This window comes from Ensifer sp. LC384, assembly GCF_001695865.1.
Lineage (GTDB): Bacteria > Pseudomonadota > Alphaproteobacteria > Rhizobiales > Rhizobiaceae > Ensifer.
Genome location: NZ_MBST01000078.1, coordinates 202,689 through 228,507 on the forward strand (window position 1 = coordinate 202,689; position 25,819 = coordinate 228,507).

23 protein-coding genes and 1 pseudogene are annotated in these 25,819 nt (G+C 62.9%); 5 read left to right on the forward strand and 19 right to left on the reverse strand.

The window, feature by feature from the left end; translation table 11 throughout:
* Nucleotides 1-167: 167 nt before the first annotated feature.
* The 3 genes from BC363_RS31570 to BC363_RS31580 form a co-directional block, all read right to left on the reverse strand.
* Nucleotides 168-530, reverse strand: coding sequence for a response regulator (locus BC363_RS31570; protein WP_065785211.1), 363 nt, complete (start codon nt 528-530; stop codon nt 168-170).
* Nucleotides 527-3,820, reverse strand: a complete 3,294-nt coding sequence (locus BC363_RS31575) for a PAS domain S-box protein (protein ID WP_065785212.1) — start codon at nt 3,818-3,820, stop codon at nt 527-529. The genes BC363_RS31570 and BC363_RS31575 overlap by 4 nt, the downstream gene beginning before the upstream one ends.
* 90 nt (nt 3,821-3,910) lie before the next feature.
* Nucleotides 3,911-4,981 carry a putative zinc-binding metallopeptidase gene (locus tag BC363_RS31580; protein ID WP_065785213.1) on the reverse strand — a complete coding sequence of 357 codons (1,071 nt, stop codon included), beginning with the start codon at nt 4,979-4,981 and terminating at the stop codon, nt 3,911-3,913.
* A gap of 315 nt (nt 4,982-5,296) precedes the next feature.
* On the opposite strand from BC363_RS31580, the gene BC363_RS31585 reads away from it, so the two are divergent.
* A complete protein-coding gene (locus BC363_RS31585; protein ID WP_202618644.1) occupies nt 5,297-5,989 on the forward strand; it encodes an aspartate/glutamate racemase family protein in 693 nt (230 codons plus the stop codon).
* A 107-nt stretch (nt 5,990-6,096) separates the two neighbouring features.
* Here the strand turns inward: BC363_RS31585 and BC363_RS31590 are convergent, their stop codons facing one another.
* Nucleotides 6,097-7,110, reverse strand: coding sequence for a 1-aminocyclopropane-1-carboxylate deaminase (locus BC363_RS31590; protein ID WP_065785215.1), 1,014 nt, complete (start codon nt 7,108-7,110; stop codon nt 6,097-6,099).
* Between the two features lie 158 nt (nt 7,111-7,268).
* Here BC363_RS31590 and BC363_RS31595 point away from each other — a divergent pair, with 158 nt between their 5' ends.
* Complete coding sequence (locus BC363_RS31595) at nt 7,269-7,733, forward strand: Lrp/AsnC ligand binding domain-containing protein (protein ID WP_065785216.1); 465 nt, start codon at nt 7,269-7,271, stop codon at nt 7,731-7,733.
* A gap of 23 nt (nt 7,734-7,756) precedes the next feature.
* On the opposite strand, the gene BC363_RS31600 is transcribed toward BC363_RS31595, so the two are convergent.
* The 9 genes from BC363_RS31600 to BC363_RS31640 all read right to left on the reverse strand — a co-directional run bounded on the left by BC363_RS31600 (nt 7,757) and on the right by BC363_RS31640 (nt 17,033).
* Nucleotides 7,757-7,972 carry a hypothetical protein gene (locus BC363_RS31600; RefSeq protein ID WP_065785217.1) on the reverse strand — a complete coding sequence of 72 codons (216 nt, stop codon included), beginning with the start codon at nt 7,970-7,972 and terminating at the stop codon, nt 7,757-7,759.
* Between the two features lie 74 nt (nt 7,973-8,046).
* Nucleotides 8,047-8,733: a helix-turn-helix domain-containing protein gene (locus tag BC363_RS31605; RefSeq protein WP_083223605.1), complete on the reverse strand. Its 687-nt coding sequence runs from the start codon at nt 8,731-8,733 to the stop codon at nt 8,047-8,049.
* A gap of 99 nt (nt 8,734-8,832) precedes the next feature.
* Complete coding sequence (locus tag BC363_RS31610; protein WP_141690508.1) at nt 8,833-9,198, reverse strand: hypothetical protein; 366 nt, start codon at nt 9,196-9,198, stop codon at nt 8,833-8,835.
* Between the two features lie 143 nt (nt 9,199-9,341).
* The gene (locus BC363_RS31615) at nt 9,342-10,847 is read right to left on the reverse strand and encodes a tripartite tricarboxylate transporter permease (RefSeq protein ID WP_065785219.1); all 1,506 of its coding nucleotides are present in this window, start codon (nt 10,845-10,847) and stop codon (nt 9,342-9,344) included.
* A 10-nt stretch (nt 10,848-10,857) separates the two neighbouring features.
* A complete protein-coding gene (locus tag BC363_RS31620) occupies nt 10,858-11,319 on the reverse strand; it encodes a tripartite tricarboxylate transporter TctB family protein (RefSeq protein WP_065785220.1) in 462 nt (153 codons plus the stop codon).
* Nucleotides 11,320-11,558: 239 nt separating this feature from the next.
* A complete protein-coding gene (locus tag BC363_RS31625; RefSeq protein WP_065785221.1) occupies nt 11,559-12,536 on the reverse strand; it encodes a tripartite tricarboxylate transporter substrate-binding protein in 978 nt (325 codons plus the stop codon).
* A 255-nt stretch (nt 12,537-12,791) separates the two neighbouring features.
* A complete protein-coding gene (locus BC363_RS31630) occupies nt 12,792-13,535 on the reverse strand; it encodes a pseudouridine synthase (RefSeq protein WP_083223607.1) in 744 nt (247 codons plus the stop codon).
* 110 nt (nt 13,536-13,645) lie between these two features.
* Nucleotides 13,646-15,208 carry a D-aminopeptidase gene (locus BC363_RS31635; protein WP_065785223.1) on the reverse strand — a complete coding sequence of 521 codons (1,563 nt, stop codon included), beginning with the start codon at nt 15,206-15,208 and terminating at the stop codon, nt 13,646-13,648.
* Nucleotides 15,209-15,314: 106 nt separating this feature from the next.
* Nucleotides 15,315-17,033 (reverse strand): ABC transporter ATP-binding protein, encoded by a 1,719-nt coding sequence (locus BC363_RS31640; protein WP_065785224.1) that lies wholly within the window; start codon nt 17,031-17,033, stop codon nt 15,315-15,317.
* Nucleotides 17,034-17,269: 236 nt separating this feature from the next.
* Here BC363_RS31640 and BC363_RS31645 point away from each other — a divergent pair, with 236 nt between their 5' ends.
* Nucleotides 17,270-17,569 (forward strand): DUF6074 family protein, encoded by a 300-nt coding sequence (locus tag BC363_RS31645; RefSeq protein WP_065785225.1) that lies wholly within the window; start codon nt 17,270-17,272, stop codon nt 17,567-17,569.
* A gap of 48 nt (nt 17,570-17,617) precedes the next feature.
* Here BC363_RS31645 and BC363_RS31650 read toward each other — a convergent pair whose 3' ends face one another.
* Complete coding sequence (locus tag BC363_RS31650; RefSeq protein WP_065785226.1) at nt 17,618-18,358, reverse strand: SDR family oxidoreductase; 741 nt, start codon at nt 18,356-18,358, stop codon at nt 17,618-17,620.
* A gap of 116 nt (nt 18,359-18,474) precedes the next feature.
* On the opposite strand from BC363_RS31650, the gene BC363_RS31655 reads away from it, so the two are divergent.
* Nucleotides 18,475-19,371: a LysR family transcriptional regulator gene (locus BC363_RS31655; RefSeq protein WP_065785227.1), complete on the forward strand. Its 897-nt coding sequence runs from the start codon at nt 18,475-18,477 to the stop codon at nt 19,369-19,371.
* 7 nt (nt 19,372-19,378) lie between these two features.
* Here the strand turns inward: BC363_RS31655 and BC363_RS31660 are convergent, their stop codons facing one another.
* From BC363_RS31660 to BC363_RS31670, 4 genes and pseudogenes are all read right to left on the reverse strand, one after another.
* Entirely contained in the window at nt 19,379-20,599 is a 1,221-nt protein-coding gene (locus tag BC363_RS31660; protein WP_065785228.1) for an adenylate/guanylate cyclase domain-containing protein, read from the reverse strand.
* A gap of 129 nt (nt 20,600-20,728) precedes the next feature.
* Nucleotides 20,729-20,963 (reverse strand): annotated as a pseudogene (locus BC363_RS34020) (AraC family transcriptional regulator); the annotation flags it as partial.
* 39 nt (nt 20,964-21,002) lie between these two features.
* A complete protein-coding gene (locus tag BC363_RS31665) occupies nt 21,003-23,063 on the reverse strand; it encodes a pyridoxamine 5'-phosphate oxidase family protein (protein WP_065785229.1) in 2,061 nt (686 codons plus the stop codon).
* Between the two features lie 60 nt (nt 23,064-23,123).
* Nucleotides 23,124-23,735 carry a glutathione S-transferase gene (locus tag BC363_RS31670; RefSeq protein ID WP_065785230.1) on the reverse strand — a complete coding sequence of 204 codons (612 nt, stop codon included), beginning with the start codon at nt 23,733-23,735 and terminating at the stop codon, nt 23,124-23,126.
* 158 nt (nt 23,736-23,893) lie between these two features.
* On the opposite strand from BC363_RS31670, the gene BC363_RS31675 reads away from it, so the two are divergent.
* Nucleotides 23,894-24,787: a LysR family transcriptional regulator gene (locus BC363_RS31675; protein ID WP_065785231.1), complete on the forward strand. Its 894-nt coding sequence runs from the start codon at nt 23,894-23,896 to the stop codon at nt 24,785-24,787.
* On the opposite strand, the gene BC363_RS31680 is transcribed toward BC363_RS31675, so the two are convergent.
* On the reverse strand, nt 24,768-25,709 hold the full coding sequence (locus BC363_RS31680) for a DUF817 domain-containing protein (protein ID WP_202618645.1): 942 nt from the start codon (nt 25,707-25,709) through the stop codon (nt 24,768-24,770). The two genes, BC363_RS31675 and BC363_RS31680, sit on opposite strands and share 20 nt — an antisense overlap.
* Between the last annotated feature and the right edge of the window lie 110 nt (nt 25,710-25,819).

The window sequence follows — 25,819 nt, forward strand, 5'->3', positions numbered from 1 at the left end:
GCTGCGGATACGCCTGGCCCGTCGGCCAGGCGATGGTGGCTCCGTCATAGGCTTCGCGAATGGCGAGCTTGTTTTCGAGAGCGATCACGATATCTTCGGCAAAATCGATCCTGTGCAGCGCCTGAATGAGCGGCAGGCCCTCCGGGGGGGCTTGAGCCGCACCATCGTCACTTGCCGGTCAGCAGGGCCTCGACGGTGCGGATGAGGTCTCGACTGTTGAACGGCTTGGCGAGGCGGGGAAGGCTGCGATACTGCTCGGGAAGGTCGGACGCGGCGTAACCGGTGAGCAACAGTACCGGAACGCCTCGGGCGAGGAACTCGTCCGCTACGGGGTAGACGAACTCTCCGTTGAGATTGACATCGAGTGTCGCCGCCTGAGGGGTCTCCCGTTTTGCCGCCGCGATCGAACTGCGCAGGCTGGTGAATGGACCGATGACCGCGAAGCCGGCGGCCAACAGATCATCCTGGATCTGGATCGCCAGCAGATACTCGTCCTCGACAACAAAGACGCTGCGTTGTCCGCCATTCATCGTTCAGCACCTGCGGAGTAGGGCATGTTGATCGTGTACCTCAAGCCGCTCTTGGCAAAATCCAGTTCGACTTCGCCGCCGAGGTCCGAGCCGACGACGCGTTCGAGCAGCAGCCGGCCAAACCCGTTTCTCGAAGGCGACGCGACGGCGGGTCCCCCGGTTTCGCACCAACCGATATGAAGCGCCTTGTTGGCGGGGTCCAGGCTCCAGCTGACGTCCACATGCCCGCCCTCCACCGAAAGCGCGCCATGTTTCGCCGCGTTGGTTGCAAGCTCGTGGGCGGCCATGCCAAGGGCAAGCGCGTGCCTTGGCGACAGCATGATCGCTGGGCCGCCGAAGGAGACATTGCCGGCATTCTCGTTCTTGTAGGGTGCCAGCTCGTCGCAAAGGATCGTTTCCAAGGAAGCCCCGGCCCAGGTCGCCTCCGCAAGCCGGGTATGCGTCTGCGCCAGTGCCCGGATACGGGCATGGAACGATTGCTCGGCCTCCTTGCGGTCGGGGGTCATGGCGAAGGACTGGCGGGCAATTGAGGTGACCGTCGCCAGCGTGTTCTTGACGCGGTGGCTGAGTTCGGCGACCAGCAGATTGCGTTGAGCCTCGGCGTCCTTTCGTTCGGTGATGTCCATGCAGACACCGGCCAGACGCTGCGACGACGAACCTGCGCGCGGCAGAAAACGCCCGAATGCTTCCAGCCAGCGAATGGAACCGTCGGGGCGGCAGATGCGATAGGATGTGTGGTAGTCCTCCTGGGTGTCGACGGCGGTCTGGATTTCTAGCTCGACCATGGCGAGGTCATCCGGATGGATGTCGGCCTTGAAGTCATGCGGCGTGCCGCCGAAGGTACCCGGTTCCAGTCCGTGAAGGGCTTCCAGGCCCGGCGACCAGATCACCTTGCCGGTGTCGAAGTTCCATTCCCATGCCCCCATCCGGCCGGCTTCGAGCGCCATCTGCAGCCGCCGTTCGCCGTCGCGCATTGCCTGTTCGGTCTCCTTGCGCTCGGTGATGTCGACGAATGCGGCGACAGCGCCTTGCGGAATCCCCAAAGCATCGATCAGCGGGGTGGCATTGCCCAGGAGATGCCGGGACGTGCCGTCATCAAAGCGGATCTCCTGTTCGAAGTTTCGGACCTCTTCACCGCATGCAGCGCGCTGGACCGGCAGTTCGTCCGGCGACAGCAAACTGCCCTGCGAATAGACCTTGAAGTGCGCGGGCCTTTCGCTTGCTGGTGCCGAGAGCGAAGGATTGCTGTCGGGCGGAAGCCGCAGCAGTTCGAAAGAACTTCTATTGCCGCTGATGACCCGGCAATCCGGGGTCCTGGCAATCCATATGGGCGCAGGCACCGCTTCCATGAGCGCAAGCACCTCCGTCGCCCTGGCGCGCTCCTTTGCCTCGTTGTGCCGCAGCAGATCTTCGGCTCGCCGTCTTGCCTCTTCTGATCGGATGCGCTGCACGCTGAAGCTCAACTGGCGTGCAATGGTCAGGGCGAGATCGATTTCGGAACCGGCGAAGTGGTGCGCCGTGTCATAGTACGTCATGAACTTGCCGATCAGTCGGCCGACCGCAACCAGCGGAATGAAACCGAGGGCGCCGATGCCTTCGGTTCGAACGGCTGCGCGCAGGTTGTCCGGGATGTCGGCCAGCTCGAGATCTTCGATGAAAATCGGATTGGGGTCCTGTGCCTCAGCGCCCCATGGCGAATGTCCATCGACGGCGAGACGGTAGCTTTCCGAAAGCCCGCGGGAGGCGACAAAATGCATGGTACCGGTCTCGTCGATGAGCAGGATCGATGCCCGGCTGCAGCGCAGCGCCGATTGAATGGCGTCGAGCGCAGCTTCATAGACGGCGGCGATCGACCGTGCGCGGTGTACTCGTTCGGTAAATTGATAAAGCGAAGCCTGCTCGCGCAAGCGCTCGGCGAGTGCCACTTCGGATGCCTTGCGTTCGCTGATATCGCGGGCAATCTTCGACGCGCCGACGATGCGCCCATCGTCATCCATGATCGGCGATATCGTCAGCGATATGTCGACGAATGTGCCGTCCTTGCGTTGCCGCCTGGTTTCATAGTGATCGATGCGTTCGCCCCTGCGGACCCGGTCGAGGATTTGCCTCTCCTCATCCTCATGCCCTTTCGGGATCAGGCGCATGATCGGCGTTCCCGCCATCTCCTGCACGCTATAGCCGAACAGCGCCTCGGCGCCCCTGTTCCAACTGGTGACAATGCCGTTCAGATCCTTGCTGACGATCGCGTCGTCGGAGGATTCGACGATTGATGCGAGGTGACGTGCCGACAGCTCGGCAATGCGACGGCACTCGGATTGTCTTTGGCTGTCGGCCAGCAGTCGGGCGTTGTCGATCGCGATTGCCGCATGAGCGGCAATGGCAACGATGGTGTCCTCGGAATCGCGGGTAAAGACACCCGGGGCGTCATGGCCGAAGAACAGGCCGCCGAGCACCGCCCCGGAGCGGGCGATCACCGGAACGGCGAGGTAGCTGACAACGGGCAAATGCCCTTGTGGCATGCCGAAATGCGGCGAGCTCAGCCCGTAAAGCGGGTCCTTGCGGATATCGTTGCTGCGCACGACCCGTTCACCCTTGAAGGTCGGCGCGAACACGGCCGTGTTGCGGGGCAGGCCGAAATTCTCGAAGGCTTCCCGCGGAGCCCCGGACAGGGTGAAGAGCTGGAAATGCTCTCCGGTCTCGTCGACGACGTTGTAGAAAAACGCCCCGAATTTCGCGCCAGTGAGTTCGGTGGCGCTGTCGGTCACAGTCTGCACGATATGCTCGACATTGAGGTCGCTGGACAGAAGCCTGGCGATGCGATCGAGCGCCTGAATACGGTTGGTCTTGGTGCGCAGTTCCTGTTCCGCTGCCTTGCGCTTGCCGATGTCGATGAGGACGTTGACGGCGCCGGTCATCTCGCCTTCGGCATCGAAGATCGGTGTCGGGTAGGGAAGCACCGGCACCATAGTGCCATCGGGTCGCGCGACGATCAGTTCCTCGCCGCGGATGGCGCGCTTTTCTCTCAGCGCATCGGCCATCGGGCATTGGTCGGTCGGCAACCGCGTTCCGTCCGGACGATGCAGGCGCCAACAGACGCACCAGCGGTCGGCATTGAGCCGCGGCTCGCGCCCCGCCAATTCCGCCGCGGCGCGATTGAAATAGGTGACGACCCCGGCTGCATCCGTGGTGTAGATCGCGATGGGAAGGCTGTCGAGGACAGCTCTCGATTCAATCGTCTGCGACCCTGCTGCTCCCGCCAGCGCTGCCGCCAATGCTTCTGCGCGGCTCATAATTCCCTCCGCTAGCGCTTGCTAACGCAGGGCAACGCGGCACAATGCGATTTTGTTCCGCTTGCGTCCTGACCCCAGACCCCGTTGTTCTCAACGGCTTGAGGTAGCTGCACCGAGGATCAGCCGATTGATGAAGTCGAGCTTTTCGACAACCGGCTGCGATAGGACGAAGGGATAGCTGTCGGGCTGGCCCATCGACCGCTGGATGGCGTTGAGAGCGACGCTGAGCGGCACCCACGCCGCGACGATTACTTCTGCGCTCGCTGCACGGTAGGGATCGAAGGCGATCTCGGCTTCGAGCGAACCATGCCCGATCGGGTCGAGATTCATGCCGAAGGCGCGCCCGGTCTCCAGCGCGTCGACGATGTGGAAGAGATGGGCCCAACACTCGGCGAAATCTTCTGACGGATGGGCACTCGCATAGGGGCTGATGAATCGCTCCTGCCAGTCGTCGGGAGGGCCCTGTTGGTAGTGGCGCTCCAGTGCCGCCGCATAGTCCTGCGTTTCATCGCCGAACAGCGTGCGCGCCTCGGCCCGTGTTGCTTCGTCGTCGACGAGCCTCTCCCAATAGAAGTGACCGACCTCATGGCGAAAATGCCCGAGCAAGGAGCGGTAGGGTTCGTTCATCGAAACACGCACGCTTTCGCGCACCACGTCCTCCGCCTCGGAAGCACGCAGGCTGATCAATCCATTCTCGTGACCCGTTCGGGCGGGAATGATGTTGCCGTAGCCGTCGACGACGTCGGCGAGGAATTCGAACGCCAGCCCGCCTTCCGGATCCTGCTTTCGGGTGGGATGCGGCAATCGCCAACGCAGCAGCGAATAGAACAGGTGGCGTTGCGCCAGGCCTATTCTGCGCCAGCGTGCAAGCCCGACGGCGTCGGTCGTCGGCACGATGGTGTTATGGCGGCAGGCGGCGCAGTATCGATCGGGCTGATTGGCCGGCACCAGCCAATGGCAGACATCGATGGCGGCGTTGTCGCAGAAACGAAAGGTCCGTGTTCCGTCGCCGCGGATCTGCCAGAGCCCGTTGTCGAGCGGCACTAGGGCGCGCATCGACAGATCGCCGGGATCGAACCCCAGGGTGGCCCCGCAACGCATGCAACTGCGGTTTTCAAAGTGAATTGTCTGGCCACAGGCGCCGCACTGGAAGAGCCGCATTTTTTCTCCTTGCAGGAATTTCTTGATCTTCGAAACGCGACGTCAAGAACAACGTTTGCGTGCTTTTATGGCGGCGTCTCTCCAACTGCGAGTACTCCTGACGTTGTGGTTGCACTGATGGGCAAACGCCTCGTGTCGGCTTTGGTTCATTCATTGCGGCAAAAAGTTGGGGAATACGATGATGCTGCGCGCGTCCGCTCTGTCACGCGATCCGCGCTGAAATCCCGTCGATGCCGCTTGGTGCATGCCTGGGAATGTGGCAGAGATTTGAGCACGCTACGTAGAGGGTGCATGCAATCGGGAGGGACAAACGCATTGAAGGTCATGGGACTTATCGGCGGCATGAGCTGGGAAAGCTCTGCCCAATACTACCGTATCGTCAATCAGGAAGTCCGGGCGCGCCTGGGCGGCGTGCACTCGGCCAAGAGCCTGATGTGGTCGATGGATTTCGGCGAGATCGAGCGGCTGCAGCATATTGGCGACTGGTCGGCGCTGACAGGCGAAATGACCGCCGCGGCCCGGCGCCTTGAAGCCGGCGGCGCCGATTTCCTGGTGATCTGCACCAACACCATGCACCGGATGGCCGACGCGGTATCGGCGGCGGTTGCCATTCCGCTCTTGCATATCGCCGACCCAACGGCGGAGAAGATCAAGGCGCTCGGCCTCAGCCGTGTCGGCCTGCTGGGCACGGCCTTCACCATGGAACAGGATTTCTACAAGGGGCGGCTGATCGAACGGCACGGGCTGGACGTTCTGGTACCCGGCGACGAGGACCGGAAAACCGTTCACGACATCATCTACAAGGAGCTGGTGGTCGGCCGTGTCGAGGCCTCGTCGCGCGACGCCTATCGGCAGGTCATTCAGCGGCTGGTGGAGCGGGGCGCCCAGGCGATCATCATGGGCTGCACCGAGATCATGCTGCTGATTTCCCAGGCCGACAGCCCGGTTCCGGTTTTCGATACCACTGAGCTGCATGCGCTTGCTGCTGTCGATCTCGCTCTCGGTTGAGACCGCAAGGAAACTGCAGGCGCCGTCGCGTCGCGGGCGCATACAAGGTTTTGGCCACGGCCGGACATTCGGTCGTGGCCCCTTTCGACGCACGGCGGCAGGCAAGATCAGCCGTTGCGGAAGGTGTAGCCGTAGCCGTTGAGCGCCGGGGCACCGCCGAGATGGGCGTAGAGAACCCGTGATCCCTCGGGGAAATAGCCCTTGCGAACGAGGTCGATCAGGCCCTGCATCGACTTGCCCTCATAGACGGGGTCGGTGATCATGCCTTCGAGGCGGGCGCAAAGGCGGATCGCCGCCTTGGTCTCGTCGGAGGGCACGCCGTAGACGGGATAGGCATAATCCTCGAGCAGCACCACGTCCTCATCGGTAAGCTCGGTGCCGAGTTCGACGAGGTCGGCCGTTCTGCGGGCGATGTCGAGAACCTGCGCTTTCGTTTGCGCCGGTGTGAACGAGGCGTCGATGCCGATGACCTGCCGCTGGCGTCCATCCCTGGCAAAGCCGACCAGCATGCCGGCATGCGTCGAACCGGTGACCGTGCAGACGACGATATAATCGAACTTGAAGCCGAGCTCTTCCTCCTGCGCCCGCACCTCCTCGGCAAAGCCGACATAGCCGAGGCCACCGTATTTGTGCACGGAGGCGCCGGCGGGGATGGCGTAGGGCTTGCCGCCCTGCGCCTTGACGTCTTCGATCGCCGCCTCCCAGCTGTGGCGGATGCCGATGTCGAAACCTTCATCGACCATCTGGACGTCGGCGCCCATGATGCGGCTGAGCATGATGTTGCCGACACGGTCGTAGACGGCATCCTCGTGCGGCACCCAGCTCTCCTGGACGAGCCGGCACTTGAAGCCGATCTTGGCGGCAACGGCGGCGATCATGCGCGTATGGTTCGATTGAACGCCGCCGATGGACACCAGCGTGTCGGCGCCGGAGCGGAGCGCGTCCGGAATGATATACTCCAGCTTGCGCAGCTTGTTGCCGCCGAAGGCGAGGCCGGAATTGCAATCGTCCCTCTTGGCGTAGATCTCGACCTTACCGCCCAGATGGCCCGAGAGCCGGTTGAGTTTCTCGATATGCGTCGGCCCGAAGGTCAGCGGGTAGCGTTCGAATTTTTCCAGCATGTTGTTGCCTCCTTCCGTCTTGAAAGTCAGGAAACGCTACCACCCATCATGTGAAAGGTGCTCTCTAATGTTGCGTCGGGATTTTGTGTTTCTCCGTAAATGCTTCATCTGATAGTAGATTACGTGCGGGTTTATCGACAAATAAGGAAGATCCTTTCATGCATGGCGAACTGGATCGTATCGATCTCAAGATGCTGCGTCTGCTGCAGAAGAACGGCCGGCTGAGCAATGCGGAATTGGCGCAAATGGTGGATGTCAGCGCCGCGACCTGCCACCGCCGGACGCAGAGGCTGTTCGAGGAAGGCTATATCACCAACGTCCGCGCGCTCGTTGCGCCGCGGAAGGTCGATCGCGGCGCCCTGGTCATGGTCGGCGTCGTTCTCGACCGATCGACTCCGGAGAGTTTTCGCGACTTCGAAAAAGCGGTAGAGAAGCTGAAGTTCATCCTCGACTGCCATCTCGTCGCCGGTGACTTCGACTACTTCCTGAAAATTCGCGTTGGCGACATGGCCGACTTCAACCGCATCCACGGCACGCAGCTGATCGCGCTGCCGGGCGTCCGTCAGACCAGAACGTTCTTCGTCATGAAGGAAGTCGTCGACAATGCCGCTCTCGATTTCTGAGCGACCGGTGCGATCGAAAGCGGCTAGCCCGTGGTGATCAGGATCAGGAGAACGAAGACCGTCGGCACCAGGGCAAGCGCCGGGATGATGATGGCGGGATAGCCGAAGGCAATGATCGCCGGCAGCCAGATCAGCATGCAGTTGATGAGGAACAGCGCCTTGGCGGTGCCCGAGCCCTCAGCCGCTTCCTTGAGCATCCAGCCGAACACCGGCACGTGATAGACCATTTTCGCAATCATTGTTTTCAAGCCTTTCTTCGGGCCGGGCGCGAAGCCCGCCGTGATCTGTTGGGAGTAACCGCCTTGGGTGAGGGTCAGTCTCTGCGCATCAACCCTGCCAAAGCCCGCAATTGATGTTCGTCGAGAATGCGCACTGTCTTCGGGTGGTTGAAGTCGATCAGGCCGTCGCGCTTGAAACGATTGAGACAGCGGCTGACGGTCTCGACCGTCAGGCCCAGCCAATCCGCAAGATCGGCGCGCGAGAGATAGAGGTTGAAGCTGAACCTGGTCGTGCTGGTGGCGCGACCGCGCCAGGCGAACTGGTCGGCAAGATCGATGAGTGCCGTTGCAACCTTCTCCGTCGCAGTCTTGCGGCCGAGCAGCGTTGCGTGCGCCTGCATCCGGTGCAGCGTTGCCTTGAGTTCGGCGGCGACGCTCGGTTCGTGGCCACCGTCTTCGACTTGGCTGCCGGCGAGCGTCTCGATCCGGGCGAATGTCAGTGTTTCGGCGGTGGCGATATTGCGGCCGTCATGGGTGAAACCAAAGAGGCGCCCGGGGCCGAGCACGTCGGTGATCTGTCGGCGCCCGTCGTCGAGCAATTGCGACAGCGCGACACAGCCGTCGACGACGCGGTAGAGATGGCGATTTCGCCCTCCCTGGAAGAGCAAAGTGGCATGCTCTCCAACGAGACGCTGCCGGTTGGGAGAGACTTTTGCAGTCGAAAAAACGGCCGGCGGCGGGGGCGGAAGCGTTGTTTCCGCGAAGGTGATCGTATCGGGCATAATGGGCGATCCGTGTTGCGATCTCGTCGGGATGGTCGCGCAGCGACGCGCCGGAGATCAGGCATCAGCGTTCAGTCACGATCGGGCGTGACGAGGGGCTCAGGCTTGGAACCTTGGCTCTGGCGGACCGCGCGGGCTGGCATTGGGCGGGAGCTGCGATCGAGCGGATGCAATCGGCTGCCCCGGCGGCAGCACCATTTTGGTCTTGCGGACGATCGTGTGCGCCGCATCGGCCGGCGTCGGCAGGACGACCCAGAAGATGCGGCAGGCGCCGCAGAAATGGCTGTGCGAGAGTGGTTTGCCGCTGCTGTCGTCGCCACCGGCCCCGGGCAGGCAGAGATCGGGCAAGGAACCATCAGGCAGTGCGAACTGCGCGCGTTCTGTCGCCGACAGCGCTGCTGCCGCTGCAGGCGCCTGGTGCGCGAAGCCGAGAAGCAGCACGGCCAAAGCGCAAAACAAACGCATGACCTTATGCATTCTGATCCTCGCGCGAGGCTTCATCCGGTTTGCCTATCCCTATGCCAATCTGCTGGCTCAGGGATAGGCGACGTTATTGACATATCTCAATGTGGCAAACCGCGCAGGGGCAGAATGCCGCATCCTGTCGATCAGTCTTCCTCGACGAAGACCTGCTCGCGCTTGGCCTTGACGCTCGGCAGGAAAACCACCACCAGGACCATGGCTGCGATCAACAGCAGGATCGCGCTGATCGGGCGCGTGACGAAGGTGGTCGGATCGCCGCGCGACAGGATCATCGCCCGCCGCAGGTTTTCTTCCAGCAACGGACCGAGCACGAAGCCGAGCAGGAGCGGGGCGGGCTCGCAGCGCAGCTTCAACAAGAGGTAGCCCACAAGGCCGAAGAAGGCGACGGCATAGAGGTCGTAGACGTTGGAGTTGACGCTGTAGACGCCGATCGAGCAGAACGCCATGATGATCGGGAAGAGCACGTAGTAGGGGATCTTCAACAGCCGCACCCACAGCCCGATCAGAGGCAGGTTCAGCACCACCAGCATCAGGTTGCCGATCCACATCGAGGCGATGATGCCCCAGAAGAGAGCCGGTTGTTCTGCCGCAACGTTGGGCCCGGGCACGATGCCCTGGATGATCATTGCGCCGATCATCAGCGCCATGACAGGGTTTGCCGGAATGCCGAGCGTCAACAGCGGGATGAACGAGGTCTGGGCGCCGGCATTGTTGGCGCTTTCCGGGCCGGCGACACCGGCGATGGCGCCATGGCCGAATTCTTCGGGCCGGTCAGAGACGCGCTTTTCGACGGTATAGGAGGCAAATGCCGCAAGGATCGCACCGCCGCCGGGCAGAATGCCGAGGGCCGAGCCGATCGCCGTGCCGCGCAGAACCGGCCCGACCATGCGCTTGAAGTCGTCGCGCGTCGGCATCAGGTCGGTTACCCTGGCCATCAGAACCTCGCGTGTGTGTTCGTTTTCGAGGTTGCGGAGAATTTCGGCGATGCCGAAGACGCCGACCGCCAGAGCGACGAAATTCAGACCATCGGCATACTCACGTATCCCCAGCGTGAAGCGCGGCGTGCCGGTGTAGATGTCGGTACCGACGAGGCCGAGCAGCAGCCCGAGCGCCACCATCGCCAAGGCCTTGACGATCGATCCGTGCGCCAGCGCGATCGACGACACCAGGCCGACGATCATCAGCGAGAAATATTCTGCTGCACCGAACTTCAGCGCGATCTCGGTCAGGGGCGGGGCGAAGACCGCGACCAGGAAGGTCGACACCGTACCGGCGAAGAATGAGCCGAGTGCCGCGATTGCCAGCGCCGCACCGGCACGGCCCTTGCGCGCCATCTGGTAGCCGTCGATCGCCGTCACGGCGGACGAAGATTCGCCCGGCATATTGATGAGGATCGCCGTGGTCGAGCCACCGTATTGCGCGCCGTAATAGATACCGGCGAGCATGATCAGCGAGGATACCGGCTCGAGCTGGAAGGTGATCGGCAGCAGCATGGCGATGGTCGCCGTCGCGCCGATGCCGGGAAGAACGCCGATCAGCGTGCCGAGCAGAACACCGATCAGGCAGAAGAGCAGGTTTTCGGGCGATGCGGCCGTGGTGAAGCCGAGTGCGAGATTGCTGAAAAGATCCATCATCCGTCTCCTAGAACTGGGTCCAGGGGCCGAAGCGCTGGAAGGGCAAGCCGAGGCCGTAGCTGAAGACCGCAACGGAAAAAGCAGTGAGCGCCAGCGACAGCGCGATGGCGGTCAGCGGTTTCATGCGGCCGGAAGCAAAGCAGGCAACCAGCGCGGTGAAGAACAACGACGGGACGAAGCCGAGACCGCGCACCGTCAGGCCGAAGAAGATCGGCGCCGGCAGGATGAACAGCATGCCGCGCACCGCGATCGCTCCCATCGGCTCTCCCTTAACCCGTGTCGACTGAACGAGGATCACGATACCGAGAAGCGTCAGGATGGCGGCCAGCACCAGCGGGAAGTAACCCGGACCCATGCGGAACGCGGTGCCGAGCTCGAGATTGAAAGCCTGCCAGGCAAAGAACAGCCCGACGGCTGTCAGGATGCCGCCACAGAGCGCATTGGTGGTGTCGAAGGAGATTGATTTCATCGTGTCCCCATTTGGTTTTTGGGCTGAGCACCGGCCGATAGGCCAAACTCAAGCTCGGACTGCCAGTTGCCAGTGACGTAGTGCGGCGGCGGACGACGGCATGACACCTTGAAGTGTGACCGAAGCCGACTGCCGGCGCGAATGCCCTCCGGCCCTCCCGGATGCGATGTCTTAGGCGACAAACCCGCCACGATCCAGGTCACTTGGGGTGAAGGATCGTGGCGGGCGGGTGTCTCGTGTCAGTCGGCGTACTGGCCGGCAGCTTCGATCACCGGCTTCCAGCGGGTGATTTCGCCCTCAAGCTTCGCCTTCAGCGCTGCCGGGGTGGCATCGGCTTCGCTCGACGGCTCGGTGCCGAGTTCGCCGAAGCGGGCGACGACGTTCGGATCCTTCAGCGCCACCTGCAGCGACTTCGACAGGCGTTCGGTCACTTCGGTCGGCGTGCCCTTCGGCGCGTATACGCCGTGCCAGATGCCAACCTGCAGATTGGGAAGCCCGGCTTCCGCCGTCGTCGGCAGATCCGGGAAGACCTTGAGACGCTCGGGCGAGGTAACGGCATAAGCCTTGATGGTGCCGCCCTGGATCTGCTTGGCCGTGTTGGTGGTCTGGTCGCACATGATGTCGACCTGGCCGCCGAGCAGGTCGGTCATCGCCGGGCCGGTACCCTTGTAGGGAACAGTGGTCAGCGGCGTTTCGATGGCGCTCATGAACATCATGCCGCAGAGGTGCGAGGCAGCACCAATGCCGGCATTGGCAACCGTGACCGTGTCCTTGTTCGCCTTGGCGTATTCGACGAGGCCCTTGAGATCGGTCGGCTCGAGATCCTTGCGCGCGACGATCGTCATCGGCACCTCGGTGACGAGGCCGACATATTCGAAGGCGTTCAGCGTGTCGTAGGCGAGCTTGCGGTAGAGCGTGGCGCTGGTAGCCATGCCGATGTGGTGGAGCAAGACGGTATAGCCGTCCGGATCGGCCTGGGCGACGCGGCCGGCACCCAACGTGCCGCCGGCGCCGCCAACGTTTTCGACGATGATCTGCTGGCCGAGGTCCTTCGACATGGATTCGGCGACGAGGCGCGCGACGGTATCCGTCGGGCCGCCGGCCGAGAACGGAACGACCATGGTGATCGAACGTTCGGGATAGGTCTGCGCATTGGCGGAAGCGGCAAACAGGGACAGCGCGGCAACGGCGCCAAGAAGCGCATTCAGGGTTTTCATCTTTTCCTCCCGGATGAAATATCGACCAGCCGGCAAGGCTCCTCCCATGCCGATTCTGGTTGACCCATTTGCAAACGCAATCTTAGCACAGACAACGGGTTAGCTGCGCACCGCCGCGCATTTCTGCTGCCGATTGTCTGAATTTGGGTGGATTTGGAAACAAGGGGCTCGCCTGGTGGGTGGATTTCCACCCATTGCAAGCGCTGCGCTTCAGACTGGCTTCGGTGGCGCGGCCTCCGACTGGATGCTCAGTGGCTACGATTGTCCCGTACGCTGCCGCAGATACTGCACTTCGTCCACTGTCAGCGGGCGCGTTGCGCCTTTCGCAAGCTTGCCAAGCGCGATGTCGCCGATCGAGACGCGCACGAGCCGCAAGACCTCGAAGCCGAGGACATCGAGCATCCGGCGGATCTGGCGATTGCGCCCTTCATGCAACTCGACCTCGATCCAGCTGTTTTTCCCGCCGCCTCTTAGGTGTTCGGCACGCGCGGCGCGCAAGTGCTCGCCGCCCTCTTCGACACCGTCGACCATTGCGGCAAGCTGGCTGTCGCCGATCTCGCCCGCGACCTGCACGTGGTAGACCTTGCCGAGATGGGTTTCGGGATCGAGCAGCCGCTGGGCAAGCACCGTGTCGTTGGTAAAGAGCAGCAGGCCCTCGCTCGCCTTGTCCAGCCGGCCGATTGGGGAGAGGAATTGCGCGTCGCTGTCGCCCAGGCAATCAAAGACGGTCGGGCGCCCCTCCGGATCGTGCCTTGTCGTCACCAGGCCACGCGGCTTGTTGAGCATCAGGTAGATCTTGTCCTCCGCCAGAACGGCCTTGCCGTCGACGGCGATGCGGTCCTTTTCGATATCGACCCATTGCGCCAGATCGGTGATCTTGCGGCCGCCGATGCTGACACGGCCATCAAGTACAAGTTTTTCCGCCTGCGTTCGCGAGCAGTAGCCGAGCTTGGACAGTGCACGGGCGATGGTGACGCGTTTGCCGACCTCGCCGGTCATGCGGCCGGTGCCTTCGCTTCGTCCTGCTGTCGGCCGCTTCTGTCTCACTTCGGGTCGTCTCCGTCCACGTCTGCCGGATGGGCCCGTATTGCGACCCGTCGGACTGCCGTTCAGCCTACTTTGATATAGTCGATTTGCCGCGCAAGCCAGCAGCCGATCGTCAGGCCGGAGATCGTGCCTCTGTCGTCGCGGTGGATCCGCACGGTCCAGTCCCCCGGCGCCGGCGCGTCCATCGAGCGCTTGCAGCGCAGCAGCCAGACATCGTCGGCAAACGGCAGCATCGCATGCATCGCGCCCTTGCCGAGCATGCCGGCGCAGCCGGCAAAGAAGATGCCATTGGTCGAAACGATCTCGATGTCAGCGTCGAGTTCTGCGGAGCGGTAGCGCCCGGCAATATCCGGCTTTGCCTTGCCGGCGACCCTTTCGGCCGTCGTCACAAGGTTCTCGCGCTCCCGTTCCATCTGCAGGCCGGTGCCGCTCACCGTCAGCGAGACCGCGCCGGAACGCGCGACACCGTCCGCTGCGATCTGCAGAGGTTCTCCTGCGGTCGCAAAGCGCAGCTCTAGCCGTCCCGTTCCCAAGGGGCGGGTCGACAGCGCAAGGCCGGTCTCCGGTTCGAGATAGGTGCCGAATTGCTGGCCGTCCCAGTCGCCGGCTGCCCTCTCGACATCCTGGTGACCGAGCGCGCCCTTCATCAGGGCCGTTGCGGCGGCATGGGCGTCGGCCTCGTGGTTGAACATCACGACGATCGAGAGGCGTTCGCTTGCGGCGTGAAGGCGGCGGCTGCGAAAGCCGCGCAAGGCACCGCCATGGCCGGTGATCGCAACGTCGCCGATCCTTTCGTGGGCGAGGCCGAAGCCATAGGGCGCGGCCCGCCCATCCGCATAGGTCTGCGGCGCCGAAAGCCTGCGGTAGAGACCATTTTCGTCGTCTCGCGTCCGGTCGATGAAGCATTCCCAAGCCAGCATGTCGTCGAGCGTTGCCGAAATACCGGCGTCACCCGCCCAATAGATCCGGTTCGCCGCCTCGAAATAACCCGTCGTCTCGTTACCCTCGTATCCGACCACGCCGTTCGGCGAGACGCTGGTATCGGGAGTGAGGGCGGCCGTTGTCATGCCGGCCGGCTCGAAAGCGCAGCGATCGTAAAGTTCGGCAAGCGACCTGCCGGTATGGTCTTCGACGAGGTCGGCCAGGATACGGAAGTTGCCGTTCGAATAGGAATAGCGCGTGCCAGGCTGGAAATGGGTCGAGCGTGCGCGCGAAAGCAGCGGCCGGGCGTCCTCGCGGCGAAAGACGCCATCGGCCATGGCCCCCTGCAGCACGGTCAGGGCCCAGTAGTCGCGCAGGCCCGACTGGTTGTGGCAGAGATGCGCAACTTCTGGGCGCTTGCCTTCGATGAGCGGCAGGTAGGCATTGAGCGCGCTATCGAGCCTGGCCGGATCGCCAACCGTGTCGAGCAGCACCGCGCATGTGAAGTGTTTGCTGATCGAGCAGATCGGCAGCAGCGTGCCTGTTGTCATCGGCTTGCGTGCGGCGAGATCGGCATAGCCCCAGACGTGCCTGAGGATGACCTCGCCATCCCTGACGACACCCACGACGCCGCCCGGCCCCTTGTAGTGCTGCGGCAAGGCGAGGACGGCTCGTTCGAGGGCGGGGAGATCCAGAGTGTTCATATCGTGCAATGCCAGTCGGTCGGGAGGAAACCAGCCGCCCGGGCGGGCGGATCGGTTTCGTACGTACCGCTCCGTCCCGGCAGTTGCAACCGCGCTCCGCTTTGCCTCAACGCAATCCGGCCTGGGCGTGATAAAGCCGGCTATAGGTGCCCTTGGCGGCCAGCAGTGTGTCGTGCGGCCCTTGTTCACTGATGCCGTTGGTGTCGACGACGATGATGCGGTCTGCATCGCGGATCGTCGCCAGGCGATGGGCGATGACCAATGTGGTTCGACCCTCCGAAAGCTCGGCAAGCGATTGCTGGATCGCCTTTTCGGTCTCCGTGTCGAGCGCCGATGTGGCTTCGTCGAGGATCAGGACCGAGGGGTTCTTCAGGAACATCCGGGCGATCGCCAGCCGCTGTTTCTGGCCGCCGGAAAGCTTGACGCCGCGCTCGCCGATGACCGTGTCCATGCCGTCGGGAAGCGTCGCGATGATGCCTTCGAGCTTGGCCCGCCGGGCAGCATCGAGAATGTCGGCTTCGCTTGCGCCTAAGCGTCCATAGGCGATGTTGTCGCGGATCGTGCCCGCAAACAGGAAGACATCCTGCTGCACAATGCCGATCTGTCCGCGAAGCGAGGCAAGCTTGATGTCGCGGATGTCGATGCCGTCGACCGTGATGCTGCCTTCCGCGACCTCATAGAAGCGCGGCAGCAGCGAGCAGATCGTCGTCTTGCCGGCGCCCGAAGGACCGACGAAGGCCACCGTCTCTCCGGCCTTGATCGTCAGGTCGATGTTGGCGATGGTCGGCTTGTCCGAACTGTAGCCGAAGGAGACGTTGCGATAGCTGATGTCGCCGCGCAGGCCTTTCACGTCGATCGCGCCCGGACGATCCTCGATATCAGGTTCGGTTTCCATCAGTTCGATGAAGCGTTTGAAGCCGGCGATGCCCTTGGGATAGGTCTCGATGACCGAGTTGATCTTCTCGACCGGACGGAAGAAAACGCCGACCAGCAGCAGGAAGCCGATGAAGCCGCCATTGCTCAGTTGTCCCGTCAATACGAAATAGCTGCCGGTGATCATCACGATCAATTGCGTCAGCCGCATGCTCATGTAGCTGAGCGATGTGCTGGCGGCCATGATGCGGTAGGCCTCGAGCTTCGTTTGGCGGTAATTCTGGTTGTCGGTCTCGAACAGGCTGCGCTCATGTTCTTCGTTGGCGAAGGCCTGGACCACGCGGATGCCGCCGACATTCTCCTCAATGCGGGCATTGAAGTCGCCGACGCGGCCATAAAGGTTGCGGAAGTTGTTGGCCATCCGGCCGCCATAGCGGCTGGTGACCCAGGCGGTGACCGGCACCACGGCCGCCGTGATCAGCGCCAACTGCCAATGCACCGTCAGCATCAGCAGCAAGGCGCCGATGAAGGTCATGATCGCGATGAACAGATCCTCGGGGCCGTGATGCGCGACTTCGCCGATCTCTTCCAGGTCCTTCGTCAGGCGGCCGACGAGATGGCCGGTCTTCTGGTTGTCGAAGAAGCTGAAGGAAAGCTTCTGCAAATGGTCGAAAGCCATGCGCCGCATGTCGGTCTCGATGTTGATGCCGAGCATGTGTCCCCAATAGGTGACCGTCGCCATCAGGCCGGTATTGACGAGATAGACGACGAGAAGACCGACGGAGGCCAGCAGGATCAGCGTCCATTCCTGGCTCGGAAGCAACTGGTCGACGAACAGCTTGACCGCGACCGGGAAGCCGAGTTCCAGCAGCCCGGACAGCACCGCGCAGGTGAAATCGAGAATGAAGAGGCCGCGATAGGGCCGGTAGAACGCGAAGAAGCGCTTCAACATGACAACCGCACTCACATGGGCAGCCGCTTGAGTACGGCCGTAAAATTTGAGTTCAAATGTCATGTTTCTACCCGGAAGCCAACAGATATGCGACCGAAAAAGCGCATCGATGCTGCCACCAGGCGCACCAACCCGGGCGTGTGGTTCCCGGATGAGGCATGACGCGGGGCGGAAGGAAGAAAACGTTAACCATAAGCTCCGTAGAAGAGGGAATCACCAGGGGAGCGAATGAAGCAATGGCAGGCGATCGATCAGATGAAGCAACGGTGTTTGGCGGACGTGACGTCGTCCCGTTTCCGATGGCAAGAAGACTGAGCACCGTTCGCTTCTGCGCCGCCGAACTCGAAGATCTTCATGGCGATGACGCCGTGCAATACTGGCGGCGCGAATGCCGGCTGCTTGCCGACGAATTGCTTGCGATCGGCTGCTCCGAAGCCGAAATGCGGGAGCAGGTCATGGCGTTCCAGGCCGAGGTCCAGGCCGAGCTTTGGCAGCGCCACCAGTCCCGGCTTTCCGCTGGCGCGGTAAGCCAGTAATTCGGCAACTCACCCCCACATCATTCGGTGATGGGATGGGCGGGAATGTCAGGCAACGCCGCCGTTGGCGCGCAGGACCTGGCCGTTGATCCAGCCGGCATCGGGGCCGGCAAGGAAGGCCACGACACCGGCAATGTCGTCCGGCTGACCGAGCCGCTCAAGCGGCGGCATCTTGGCAAACTGGGCGACAAGCTCCTCGCTCTTGCCCGACAGGAACAGATCGGTCGCGATCGGGCCCGGCGCCACGGCGTTGACGGTGATGTCGCGGCCGCGCAGCTCCTTGGCAAGAACATGCGTCAGAGCTTCGACAGCGGCTTTTGTGGCGTTGTAGACGGCGTAGCCCGGCAGGTTGAGAGCGAGTGTTGTTGAGGAGAAGTTGACGATCCGGCCGCCACTGCGCATGCGCTTTGCGGCTTCGCGCAGGGTGTTGAAGGTGCCCTTGGCGTTGATGGCGAAGTGACGGTCGAACTCTTCGTCGCTGGTTTCGGCGAGCGCCACCGTCTTCAGGATGCCGGCATTGTTGATGAGCACGTCGATGCCGCCGAGGGCCGCCTCGGTGGCGTCGAACATGTGCTTGACCGCATCCGGATTGGCAACGTCGGCCCTGGCGGTCAGGGCGCGGCCGCCCTTTTCCTCGATCCTGCGTGCCAGTTTTTCGGCGGAAGCGGCGTCGCCGGCATAGTTGATGACGACGGTGAAGCCGTCGGCCGCCAGGCGTTCGGCAATCGCCGCGCCGATACCGCGCGAGGCGCCGGTAACGATCGCGACCCTGTCGGTGTGTTGTTGCATGGTCTTTCTCCTTCGTTGTGAAGCGGCTCGGCTTCGTTGGCGAGGAGAAGATGACGCCTTTCACATTCCGGATAATCATGCATAATTCGGCAACATAATCCGGATAGTGCGAACAAATGGACAGGTTCGATGCCATGCGCGTGTTCTCGCGCGTTGTCGAAAGGCGCAGTTTCACTCAGGCCGCGGAGGATCTCGGCCTGCCGCGCTCGACGGTGACCGACGCCGTCAAGCAACTGGAGGCGCGGCTGGGCGTTCGCCTGCTGCAGCGCACGACGCGCCATGTCAGCCCGACGCTGGACGGTGCTGCCTACCACCAGCGCTGCATCTCCATTCTCGACGACATCGAGGATGCCGAGGGCGCCTTTGCCGGCGCCAGGCCCAAGGGCCTGCTGCGCATCGACGTGCATGGAACGCTGGCGCGGCACTTCGTGCTGCCGAGCGTGCCCGCCTTTCTTGCAGCCTACCCGGAGATCGAGCTCTACATGAGCGAGGGCGACCGTCTGGTCGATCTCGTGCGGGAAGGCATCGATTGTGTGCTTCGGGTCGGCGAACCGCAGGACAGCGACATGGTCGGGCGACGCATGACGATGCTGGACGAGGTTACCTGCGCATCGCCCGCCTACATCGTCCGCCACGGCAGGCCCAAAAGCTTCGACAGCCTGGAAGGACACCGCATGGTCGGCTTCCGCTCGTCGACGACCGGCGTTCCGATGCCGCTCGAATTCCAGGTCGGGGACAAGGTCGAACATGTCGCGCTGCCGGTGACGGTCGCGGTCAACGCCGCCGAAAGCTTCGTTGCCGCCGCAAGGCTGGGGCTCGGGCTCATTCAGGTGCCGCGATACCATGTCGAGAGGGACCTGCATGCGGGTACGCTGGTCGAAGTGCTTGAAAGCTGCCGTCCGACGCCGACGCCGGTTTTTCTGCTCTATCCGCGCAACCGCCAGCTTTCACCGCGCGTCCGCGTCTTCATCGACTGGCTGGCCGGCGTGTTCGCTGCGGGCAACATTCGATAACGGATCTTCAATCCGCCGGCAGTTCGGGATCCCAGGTGAACAGTTCCTTGGCCCGGGCGATCCCGCGCAGGGCAAAGCGCCCCAGCGACACAGCGTCTGCCTGAAGCTGAGGCGGGCAGGCCTCAACGAAATCCGCCGACATGATCACCTGCCGTTCGACCGAGCGGCACATCGAGGCGATGCGGCTGACCTCGTTGACCGCCGGGCCGACGACGGTGAAATCGAGGCGGTTCTGGCTGCCGATATTGCCGTAGAAGACCTCGCCGATATGCAGGCCGAGATAAACATCGGTGGTCGGCTTTCCCTCTTCTTCGCGACGAGCATTCAGCACTACCAGCATGCGCCGCAATTGCCGCTCGGCGGCGATCGCGTTGGCGCAGGCGGTCATCGGCTCGTCGGCGTTGAAGATCGCAAGCACGCCGTCGCCGATCAGTTTGAGGACGCTGCCGCCGTGATCGTGAATGGCCGAAATCACCGTCCCCGAATAGTCGTTGAGGAAGGGGATGATGTCCTCCGGGGCGGCCGTGTCGGAGATCCGGGTGTAGTTGCGCAGGTCCGAAAACCACATCACGGTTTCGATCCGCTCGGCCTCTCCGCGCACGATACTGCCTTCGACCACACGACGGCCGGCATCGGCGCCGAGATAGACGTCGGCAAGCGTGCCGATGATCCGGACGCAGGACGTGGTCTTCACCGCAAGGGCAAGGGTCGGCAGAAGAATGCGAAGCGCGGCGATATCCTCGTCGGCAAAGCCGCTTTGCCGACGTGTGGTCCAATAGGAATAGAAACAGTCCATTTCGCCGACGCGGCCCCGGTCGGTGAAATGGTGGATCATGTTGAGGCAGTCGGTATGGCCTTCTTCCTTAAGGCGGTCGAGCACCTGGTATGGCACCGAAGGTTCATCGGCCAGGCGCACGCGCCGCTCCGGTTCGCGCGCCGTCAGCATGTGGTAGAAGATCGAGCGATGCCAGTTCGCCTGCGCTTCTCCTCCCGTGGTCGAGGAATACTGCACGACCTCCGGCGTCACATCACCTTCGCTGTTCCATTGGAACGCCCGTCCCTCGAATTCCGGATGCAGCGTGTCGATCAGTCCTTGCGCCCGGGCAATGTCCATGCCCGCCGCCAGGCAACGCTCGCAAAAGCCGGCGAGCATCTCGGACTCCCCCAGGCCCTTCAGGCCTTCTTCGGACAGCCACAGGATGATGTCGCGGATCTGTTGGTCGTTCATTGCTTGTCCCGCGCTGGAGCTGCCGGTGGTTTTGCGGCTGGCTTAGCCTCACGCATTATCAATAGCCGAGTCCGGCATGAGAACAAGCAACCCCTCAAGGCTCTGTGCGGTTCCAGGGCCTGCCACGGTTCAGGTCTCGAGCAGATAGGATGGTGCAGCCCGCAGCCGGGCAATGTCGCGCAGCGGCGGCGCACCGAAAAGGCGGGCGTATTCGCGCGAAAACTGCGAAGGACTGTCGTAGCCGACGTGATGTCCCGCGGTGGCCGCGTCGATTGCCTGGCCAAGGATCAGCCGACGCGCCTCCTGCAGCCGGAGTTGCTTTTTTATATTGCAGCGGGCTCAGCGCCGTCACCACCTTGCCGCGAGGGTCCTGACGCGTCGTCGGGCGATTGATGCAGCGGGCCTAGACGGCCAACTGCAGCCTTCGCCCATCATCCTCGGCCGGCACGGCGCAGCAGATCAGGGCCTCGCCTTGCCTGACCTCGAAGGACGGCTGCTGGGGATAGACGACTTCGCCTTCGAGAACCCGCGTGCTGCAACTGCCGCAACTGCCGTTGCGGCAGCCATATTCCGGCGAAAGACCACGGGCCTCGGCCAGGTCGAGCAATGTGCCTTGGCCCGGTTGCCAACGGGCTTCCTTCCCTGAGGCGGCAAAAATGACGCGGACCGGCGTGCTGGCCTGTGGCTTCGACGATACCTGCAATCCGGCATCGAGGCTGCGGGTCAACGAAGACAGGCCGAATGTCTCCGCGTGGATGCGGGCGTCGGCGACGTTCAGCGCACGCAGCCCGTCATAGAGCGACTGCATGAAAGCCCGCGGGCCACAGAGATAGAAATCGTAGTCGCCGAAGGGCAGGATGGATTGCAGCAGCGGGATGTCGATGCGGCCGGCGGCGTCGTAGTCCTCGCCAATGCGGGCTCCATCCGTCTGGCTGAGCACGCGCGTCAGGTGGATTTTGCCTTGGCCGGTATCGACGAGGGAGGCGATCTCCTGGTCGAAGGCGCGCTCATCGAGACTACGGGCCGATTGGAACAGCCATGTCGGGCGGATTCGCCGTTTGCGCAGCCCCTCATAGAGGATGTCGCGCACCATCGCGATCATCGGAGTGATGCCGACGCCGGCGGCAAGCAGCACTGCGGGTCGCCGCTCCGTCGCGTCGATGACGAAGCTGCCGGCGGGTGCGCGAGCCTCGATGACATCGCCGGGCACGAGGCCGTGGAGGAACGACGAGCCGGCGCCGTCACGCTTGACGCTGATCCGGTAGGCACCGTCGGAGGGGGCGGCCGAAAGCGTGTAGCTGCGAACGACCGGCTTGCCTTCCGAATTGATGCGGAGCGACAGATGCTGGCCGGCGCGAAATGGTACCAATCCCGCATCGTCCGCCGGCTCAAGGTGGAGCGAGCGGATGGTCGTGCTTTCCGCCTGCGTGCGTATGACCCGAAACGGCCGCCATTCTCCGGCGCGCGCTGCGGCGCGCAGGCGATCCTCCGTCTGCTGCCAATCGCCCGTCATCAGCGAATTGGGTGACCGGCCAGCCTCGCCGAACGACCAGCGAAGTGGCGAGCCGTCGGGCCGGTAGACCACCTGCCGAGGCCGAAAGCGCCAGAGGCGTTCGGCGCCCTGGAAGGCGTCGATTTCCGGCGAGGCGAGCACGACTTCGGCCTCGCCCGTCATTTGCAGCATGTCTCCGGTCGTAAAATCGACGAAGAGCAGGCCCGCCTTGGGGTTGAGCATGAAATTGCCAAGCGTGTTGAAAAACAGGTTGCCGGCGAAATCTGGGATCGTCAGCACGCCATCCTCACCGATGCGAACGAAGCCGGTCCTGCCGCCGCGATGCGAGACGTCCACCTGCCGCTCGCCGTTGTCGCGGTCGACATAGGAGGCGACGAAGAAGGTGTCGGCGTTGGCTATGATCTCCTTCGCGCGCGCATCGAGACCGTTGAGGTGAATGGGGCGCGTTTCCGGCGGAGCGTTCGGTTGGCGCACGAATGAAAAATCCCGGAGCTGAATATATTGCGGACAGTTGCCGAAGCTCTGGCCGACGGTGACGGCAAAGCGATCGTCGCCCATCCGTCGGATCGTGCCGTTCAATCGGTTCCGCCGCCGGGTTTCCAGCTGGATGCCGAGCATGGCGATGGCGGCGCCGTCCTCCATGCCGATATCGGCGGGATCGTGCCGGTCGCGTGGCAATTGAACATCGAGAGCATGGGCGTCGGGTGCCTGCATGAAACCCGGTTCGCCCGCCCGCAGGCTGGCCCAGACATCGCCGGCGGGATCGACGGTTCCAAGCACGATGAAGGGCAGCAGCGGATAGAACTGTTGATGTTGTTCGGGCATGAAGGTGCGAACGAAATTGCGGCCGGGCGCGTCCATGCGGTCGACGACGCCGAGGCTGTGTTGAATGGCGAGTTCGCCCTCATGCCATGGTGACGCGGCGCGGGTCGGTTCGATCGTGTCCGGCATCGGTTGCCTCCTTTTTGACGGGAAAGGCCAGGGCGAAGCAATTCGCCCTGGCAAGGGCAATCAGGCAGCAAGGCCTGCAGCCGTTTTCTGGAAGCCGACGAATCCCGGTAAGGCCTCGATGCGCCCGAGCCAGCCCCTGACGTTGGCGTAGCCGCTGAGGTCGACATTGCCTTCGGGCGCACTGGAGACATAGCTGTAGAGGGCGATGTCGGCGACGGTCGGCCGACTGCCCAGCAGGAAGTCGCGGTCGGCAAGCTCGGCCTCGATCAGCTCCAGGATCCGATGCGCTCTCGCGATCACCTCATCGGGTCGAAGACCTGCGCCGAAGACGGTCACGAGCCGTGCTGCGGCCGGTCCGTAGGCGATTTCGCCGGCGGCGACCGAAAGCCATTTCTGGGCCTTCGCCGCGCCGACGGCGTCTTCCGGCAGCCAGTCGGTGCGGCCCAGCTTCTTGGCGAGATAGACGAGGATGGCGTTGGAATCGGTGACAATCGTGCCGTCGTCGTCGAGCACCGGAACCTGCCCGAAGGAATTGAGCTTGAGGAAATCGGGCGCCTTGTGCGCCCTTGCCATGAGGTCGACATCGACCAGTTCGTGCGGCACGCCAAGCAGAGCCAGGAAGAGTTGTGCGCGGTGCGAGTGACCTGAAAGCGGATGGCGGTAGAGTTTCATTGCAATTTTCCTCTTGGTAGCGAAACCGGATCATCACGGTACGTGGCGCGGTTTCGGACGGTTCTGAATGAACTGCCTTGGCCAGCAATCTATGTCCTTCCAGATTTTGGCTGTAGAGTGTGTTCCTGATATATGGACTCTCGAATATTGGAAGGCAGATGGATCGGCTGGATGCAATGACGGTGCTGCTCGGTGTCGTGGAGGGCGGAAGCCTGTCTGCTGCGTCGCGGCGGCTGCGCATGCCGCTGGCAACGGTCAGCCGCAAGGTATCGGAGCTTGAAGCCCACCTCGGCGCGCAATTGCTCACCCGGACGAACCGCAGGATCCAGCTGACGGAGGCGGGGCGATCCTATGTCGAGGCGGCGCGGGAAATTCTCGCTCGGGTCGACGAGGCGGAGCGGGTGGCGGCCGGCGAATACAGCACGGTAAAGGGTGATCTGACGATGACGGCGCCGATCGTCTTCGGGCGGTTGCACGTCCTGCCCATCGTCGTCGATTTTCTGAAAGCCAACCCTGAGGTCAACATGCGCCTGTCGCTTGGCGATCGGCTCGTCAACCTCATCGACGATCACATCGACGTCGCGCTCAGGATCGGCAACCTGCCCGACAGCAATCTGATCGCCACCAAGCTCGGCACGATACGGCGCGTCGTCTATGCGAGCCCGGGCTATGTCGCCCGCCATGGCGAGCCCGGCCATCCGCACGACCTTGCCGACCATGATTGCATCACCTTCGAAGGCTTGATGTCGAACCGTAGCTGGAGCTTTGCCGACGGGAAGGGCGAGATCGCCGCGCCGATCCGCTCACGCCTTGCCGTCAATACTGCCGAGGCTGCCGTCGACGCGGCGGTAGCCGGCCTCGGCCTGACGCGTGTCCTGTCTTACCAGGCGGCGCGCGCGGTTAAAGACGGCCTGCTCGTGCCGCTGCTGGAACCTTTCGAGCATCCGGCGCTGCCGGTCCAATTGGTCTATCTGCCGCAGGGCCACGTGCCGATGAAACTCAGGGCCTTCGTCGATTTCGCCGTGCCTCGGCTCAGGGCGGTGCTGAAATGACGACCGCCGCAGCTTCTTCTACGGATTTTTGCGCTGATATCACCGGCTGATGCACCGCCGACAGCGGTCGCGGTCGGTGGACGAGCGTGACCAGCACGAAGGACAGGATCATCAACAGATACCAGGCGCCCAGTTTATGCAGCGATACCGGTGTCCAGCCGGCGTGCTGCGAGGGATAGATCCAGGCGCGGGACCAGGTTCCGATGTTTTCGGCAAACCAGATGAACAGGGCGATGAGCAGGAAACCGACCAGCAGCGGCATGCGGTGGCGGAACCGGAAGACGCGATAGTGCACGGTCGTGCGCCAGAACAGGACGGCGATGATGGCAAACAGCAGATAGCGCAGGTCGAAGACGAAGTGGTGTGTAAAGAAATTGGCATAGATGGCGAGAGCCAGCAGCACCGTCACGGAGCGCGGCGGATAGTGGGTGTAATGCAGCTCGAGAATACGGGTCACGCGCGCCAGATAGGAACCGACGGCCGCATACATGAACCCTGAAAAAAGCGGCACGCCACCGATGCGAAAGAAACTTGGCTCCGGATAGATCCAGGAGCCGACGGATGTCTTGAAGATCTCCATGAGCGTGCCGACGATATGGAAGATCAGGATAACCTTGGCTTCGGCAATGGTCTCGAGCTTGCAGGCCAGCAAGAGAAGCTGGATGCCGAGTGCAGCCAGGAAAAGGAAATCGTAACGGGCAAGGCCGATCTCGTCCGGCCAGAACAGTTTGGTAGCGATCATGAGCGCCAGCATGGCGCCGCCGAAAAGGCATGCGAAGGCCTGCTTGATGCCGAAGACCAGCAACTCCGTCAGGCCGCCAGGCAAGCCGCCGTCGGGAAGCCGGTCGAGCAGCCGGTGCGCGGCAGCGTCGATGCGCGCCTCGAGCGATGTGAAACGTCTATCGTCCGATCGCCGAGCCACGCGAATCGCCTCCCTGCCAGTGCCGCTGGTGCGATGCCGGGGCAATACGGTCGAATTGTGGATCAGCGCGAGCTCGACGGCTCGGGCTTATCCGTGACTTTGTCCGTGTG

Coding starts and splice junctions, on each gene's coding strand:
- BC363_RS31570 (WP_065785211.1), bottom strand. CDS start 530: ATGAATGGCGGACAACGCAGCGTCTTTGTTGTCGAGGACGAGTATCTG.
- BC363_RS31575 (WP_065785212.1), bottom strand. CDS start 3,820: ATGAGCCGCGCAGAAGCATTGGCGGCAGCGCTGGCGGGAGCAGCAGGG.
- BC363_RS31580 (WP_065785213.1), bottom strand. CDS start 4,981: ATGCGGCTCTTCCAGTGCGGCGCCTGTGGCCAGACAATTCACTTTGAA.
- BC363_RS31590 (WP_065785215.1), bottom strand. CDS start 7,110: ATGCTGGAAAAATTCGAACGCTACCCGCTGACCTTCGGGCCGACGCAT.
- BC363_RS31595 (WP_065785216.1), top strand. CDS start 7,269: ATGCATGGCGAACTGGATCGTATCGATCTCAAGATGCTGCGTCTGCTG.
- BC363_RS31600 (WP_065785217.1), bottom strand. CDS start 7,972: ATGATTGCGAAAATGGTCTATCACGTGCCGGTGTTCGGCTGGATGCTC.
- BC363_RS31605 (WP_083223605.1), bottom strand. CDS start 8,733: ATGCCCGATACGATCACCTTCGCGGAAACAACGCTTCCGCCCCCGCCG.
- BC363_RS31610 (WP_141690508.1), bottom strand. CDS start 9,198: ATGCGTTTGTTTTGCGCTTTGGCCGTGCTGCTTCTCGGCTTCGCGCAC.
- BC363_RS31615 (WP_065785219.1), bottom strand. CDS start 10,847: ATGGATCTTTTCAGCAATCTCGCACTCGGCTTCACCACGGCCGCATCG.
- BC363_RS31620 (WP_065785220.1), bottom strand. CDS start 11,319: ATGAAATCAATCTCCTTCGACACCACCAATGCGCTCTGTGGCGGCATC.
- BC363_RS31625 (WP_065785221.1), bottom strand. CDS start 12,536: ATGAAAACCCTGAATGCGCTTCTTGGCGCCGTTGCCGCGCTGTCCCTG.
- BC363_RS31630 (WP_083223607.1), bottom strand. CDS start 13,535: ATGACCGGCGAGGTCGGCAAACGCGTCACCATCGCCCGTGCACTGTCC.
- BC363_RS31635 (WP_065785223.1), bottom strand. CDS start 15,208: ATGAACACTCTGGATCTCCCCGCCCTCGAACGAGCCGTCCTCGCCTTG.
- BC363_RS31640 (WP_065785224.1), bottom strand. CDS start 17,033: ATGTTGAAGCGCTTCTTCGCGTTCTACCGGCCCTATCGCGGCCTCTTC.
- BC363_RS31645 (WP_065785225.1), top strand. CDS start 17,270: ATGGCAGGCGATCGATCAGATGAAGCAACGGTGTTTGGCGGACGTGAC.
- BC363_RS31650 (WP_065785226.1), bottom strand. CDS start 18,358: ATGCAACAACACACCGACAGGGTCGCGATCGTTACCGGCGCCTCGCGC.
- BC363_RS31655 (WP_065785227.1), top strand. CDS start 18,475: ATGGACAGGTTCGATGCCATGCGCGTGTTCTCGCGCGTTGTCGAAAGG.
- BC363_RS31660 (WP_065785228.1), bottom strand. CDS start 20,599: ATGAACGACCAACAGATCCGCGACATCATCCTGTGGCTGTCCGAAGAA.
- BC363_RS31665 (WP_065785229.1), bottom strand. CDS start 23,063: ATGCCGGACACGATCGAACCGACCCGCGCCGCGTCACCATGGCATGAG.
- BC363_RS31670 (WP_065785230.1), bottom strand. CDS start 23,735: ATGAAACTCTACCGCCATCCGCTTTCAGGTCACTCGCACCGCGCACAA.
- BC363_RS31675 (WP_065785231.1), top strand. CDS start 23,894: ATGGATCGGCTGGATGCAATGACGGTGCTGCTCGGTGTCGTGGAGGGC.